The 3,853-nt window shown below is 51.2% G+C and carries 7 protein-coding genes; all 7 read right to left on the bottom strand.

What is annotated here, in order from left to right; all coding sequences use genetic code 11:
* Window positions 1–128: 128 nt before the first annotated feature.
* Entirely contained in the window at window positions 129–413 is a 285-nt protein-coding gene (locus ALIPUT_RS05895; RefSeq protein ID WP_004328855.1) for a hypothetical protein, read from the bottom strand.
* Window positions 410–1,366, bottom strand: a complete 957-nt coding sequence (locus tag ALIPUT_RS05890; protein ID WP_004328854.1) for a DNA cytosine methyltransferase — start codon at window positions 1,364–1,366, stop codon at window positions 410–412. Before ALIPUT_RS05890 ends, ALIPUT_RS05895 begins: the two co-directional genes overlap by 4 nt.
* 6 nt (window positions 1,367–1,372) lie before the next feature.
* On the bottom strand, window positions 1,373–1,738 hold the full coding sequence (locus ALIPUT_RS05885) for a nucleoside triphosphate pyrophosphohydrolase family protein (protein WP_004328853.1): 366 nt from the start codon (window positions 1,736–1,738) through the stop codon (window positions 1,373–1,375).
* A 2-nt stretch (window positions 1,739–1,740) separates the two neighbouring features.
* Entirely contained in the window at window positions 1,741–2,364 is a 624-nt protein-coding gene (locus ALIPUT_RS05880) for a zinc finger CCCH domain-containing protein (protein ID WP_004328852.1), read from the bottom strand.
* Window positions 2,365–2,369: 5 nt separating this feature from the next.
* The gene (locus ALIPUT_RS05875; RefSeq protein WP_004327641.1) at window positions 2,370–2,918 is read right to left on the bottom strand and encodes a hypothetical protein; all 549 of its coding nucleotides are present in this window, start codon (window positions 2,916–2,918) and stop codon (window positions 2,370–2,372) included.
* A 69-nt stretch (window positions 2,919–2,987) separates the two neighbouring features.
* Entirely contained in the window at window positions 2,988–3,344 is a 357-nt protein-coding gene (locus tag ALIPUT_RS05870; protein ID WP_004327640.1) for a PDDEXK family nuclease, read from the bottom strand.
* Window positions 3,341–3,853 (bottom strand): P-loop NTPase family protein (locus ALIPUT_RS13025; RefSeq protein ID WP_004328851.1); only part of this gene is annotated, 513 nt, incomplete at its 5' end. The genes ALIPUT_RS05870 and ALIPUT_RS13025, both read right to left, overlap by 4 nt.

Genomic DNA, 3,853 nt, shown 5'->3' with positions numbered 1-3,853 from the left:
CTTTCTTTCTCTCACACTACAAAATGATCGAAAGTTTTTCAAAGTTTTGCAATGTTCTGCATCAAATCTCGGTGTTTCACCAACTCGATTCGTAAACTACCCGTAAAGATCGTTGAACATTACTTTTTTCATTTCCTCTGATCGTTTTGATTCTCCTCAATATCGGGGTTGGCGGGCTTGCTTTTGTCGAAAAAGCGGATTCCGCCATTGATAGTCAGCATGTTAATATTCATCCCCTGCTTCAACAAATCGTAAATTGCGGTTGTCGCTATCCCAATTGCAATGACGGAGATAATAAGAATAACCAATATTACGGCCCATGCAATCGAGCGATAGGGTTCCCCGGATATAATACCACATAAAACAATTGTCAGTGTTCCAAAAAGAAAACTTGTAAGTAAGTGTTTTTTCATTTCCTTTCGTATTCATTTATCGTTTCGAAAATCTGTAATGCCACCTGCGGGACTATGGCGTTACCGCAGGCTTTGACGGCTTCCCGGCGCCACCGAGGAAAGGCGATACCAGCCAATTCCCCGGGAAACCCATCATCTCCGCCACATACAGGGGGTTGAGTCGGGAACCCGTTCCAGTCCGGTATTCGTCGCTTTGCATCGCTGTTTTGGGTAGTCCGTTGCATATGCCCTGACTGGCAGGAAGCGTTACATTCTTCGCATCGTTCGCTGTCGGGGTCGGTAAAAGTCCGCTTACTGCCAGATCGTTCAACAGGGACATATATGTTAGACCCGATTTTCTCGTTTTGTATAGTCCGGTTACTTTTTGACCTCCGCGTGATGCGTCCGAGGCATGGGGTGTCGGAAGCAATACTGTCGGCATGAACTCCGTTCGACCGTTCACGCATCGTTTCAGTCCCTGCGTCTGTACGGTGGGCAACAAACCAGCATCTGTCCCGACGGTGGGGAGCGCCGACACCGCAAGCCGGAATAATGTACGGCTGCACCTCGTATCCTGCCGTCTCCAGGTCAGCGCACACCCTTTCGAATACCAACCCTTCCGACCAATTAACGATTCCGTAAACGTTCTCGCCAACGACCCAGCGCGGTCGAACAGTCCGAATAACGTCGAGCATCGCGGGCCACAGGTAGCGGTAGTCTTCTGTACCTCGCCGCTTTCCTGCGAGGCTGAACGGCTGGCACGGGAATCCACCGGTAAGCACGTCGATACGGTCTTTCCAGACAGTGAAGTCGGTCGTTCTGATGTCTTCATATTGTTCTGCATTCGGGAAGTGATATTTCAATACTTTGCGGCAAAAAGGATCGATCTCGCAGTTGAAGGCGTTCGTCCAGCCCGCCCACTCGGCCGCCAGATCGAACCCTCCGATTCCGCTGAAAAGAGAGGCGTGGGTCATAAGCGATCATCGGTTATCCCCGTTTGAGTCGATCACGCCGCGCTCGCGGCGGCTGGCGAGTTTGTCGAGGTTCTGCTGCATGACCTCTTCGAGCGTGAAGCCGAAGCAATCGGCAATGCCCGCGATAAACCACGCACAATCCCCGACCTCTTTCATCAGCTCGGATTTGTAACCCTCCACCTCTTGCAGATCACCCGTATTGAAGACCAAATGATCCATATCCAGCCGGCACACTCCCTTTCGGCGCCATTTGGCGATCTTGTCGGCGATTTCGCCAATCTCGGCCATCAGACCGAAAAGCATATAGGTCGCATTCTCGCAACTCGGCAGCCGCGTACTCATCGCGCGTGTCTGATATTCGTTCGCCCGCATAGTTATTTCGAATTTTTCCTGTTAAACTTCCTCTCAACCAGATCGCATAAATCCAGGTACATCGCATCGGCATTCTTCTCTTTCACTCTCTCCCGGAACCCCGCTATATTCGACAGCCAGCAGCCGCAACGGACATAAATGCCGTCTTGCAGGTTGAAAAAGTAAACCTTGCTGCCAATCCGAGAGCCGAACCCGACAAAAGCCAGGAAAGGATAATCGCCGATATATTCGCCTTTCCCTTCGAAGGAGCACTCCTCACCGAAAAAGCAATCCTCACCGAAAGAGCACCACTTGCCGAAGGAGCACCACTCGCCGAAGGAGCACTCCTCACCGAAAGAGCACTCCTCACCGAAAGAGCAATCCTCACCGAAAGAGCACTTATCGCTGAAAGAGCACCACTTGCCGAAAGAGCACTCCTCACCGAAAGAGCAATCCTCACCGAAAGAGCACCACTTGCCGAAAGAGCACTCCTCACCGAAAGAGCACTCCTTACCGAAAGAGCACCGCTCGCCGAAGGAGCACCGCTCGCCGAATATTTGTATATCACTGTAATCCCCCGAGGGGCATTGTTTGATTCCGTCGATCACCTCGAAGGCATCGAAATCCGCTTGTGTGTATTCTTTCATTTTCGTTAATCTATTAAATTCAATTCGATGATTCCGTCTATTTTACAATCCTCGATCCCGATACACTCCAACAGAGCCGGGATGCGTACAAGAGGTTTGGCCGGGTTGAAGTCGTAGCGGCCCGAAATCCGACCGTTGAGAGAGCTGATGATCCTACACAGCGACAGCACGATGTTGTAAGACCTTTGAGGAGCCTCCAACAGGATACAGCCGCTGATGGTCCGATACGCCTCGTCCGTCTTGTCGTTGTACTGCCGGGCGGCTCGGTCGTCGATCTTGCGAAGCATCGACCACGCGACGCCGTGAGCCTGCGAGACCAAAGTCTGAGCCTGCGTATAGCGGCGTTTGGTTTCATGGTGGAACAAGCCGGATGCCGTGAGTTCGGACTCAAGGTCGAGCATCGCGTAGTTCAAGCAGCCGACCAGCGTAAGCATCCGCACCGCGAGCGGCACGTACCGCTCGTCTTCCGGCCGAGGACCCCGCGCGAGCAAGCGAGTGTTCATCCAGGCCGTATGTTTAATCAACATTGCCTGGCGGTAAGAAAGGTTGGTCATATAATCAATGCGTTTTACCCATAGTGAACCACTCGGCAGAATGAAGCCAGTGATAAAATTGTCGTTTTGTCATTTATCCAAATAATTTTGAACTGCCGTTATAGCTTCATTCAGTGTGCGAACAAGTACATACTTGTTTCCAACCTGTTCAAAAGATTTCTGCCATTGTTTTTGTGCTGGGGTCTGACGACTTCCTTTTACTTGGGTCTTAAATTCCAGTCCCAGTACACCAAACCCATCTCGGGGAACAAGTAACAGTAAATCCGCCGCTCCAGCCGTCATCCCTTCAGCTTTCATGATGGCCGCCTCGGTTTTACTTCGCAATCCACCATTGGGCACGCTCGTCAAATTCAAAGCATACTCGGGGTATTGAAGCCGGAACCAACGTACAAAAGCGCGTTGGATGTTCGATTCAAGGTGTTTCATTTGCGTAAACTGTTTCCATTAAAAGCGACCCGATGGCATAGATACTTGATCCGGTCGTATATCCGATCTCCATATCGGTCCTTGATCGCTTCGCCTGTAAGGTTCGAAGATATGAACAGAAGCGTATCGGGATTGTCCTGTGCCTTGTTGATGAGTTCTACGACCAGATTACGTCGTGTCCCGAACTCTACTCGGTCCACCTCCACGCCCATATCGTCCAGTGTGATAAACTTGCGTTTAATTACGTCGTCGATATTGACACTCTGTGACCCGCAGTCCACGACCGTTACGATCCGGTTGGCGAACTTGCGTAGCAACATCGGAATTGCGTAGCGGACCAACAGCGATTTCCCGCGTCCGCAGTTTCCGAACAGTAGTAACCCTTTTCCGTTGTTTGCCGACAGCCATTCCGCTACCTTGTCGTATTCCGGCAACCAGACAAACCGTTCGCCCATAGCTCCCAGAACTGCGGACATCGCAGTCACCAGAATCCACCACAGTGCGATGAC

Origin of the sequence: Alistipes putredinis DSM 17216 (assembly GCF_000154465.1) — a bacterium.
Taxonomy (GTDB): Bacteria; Bacteroidota; Bacteroidia; order Bacteroidales; family Rikenellaceae; genus Alistipes; species Alistipes putredinis.
This window is presented reverse-complemented; position numbering and strand designations above follow the sequence as displayed.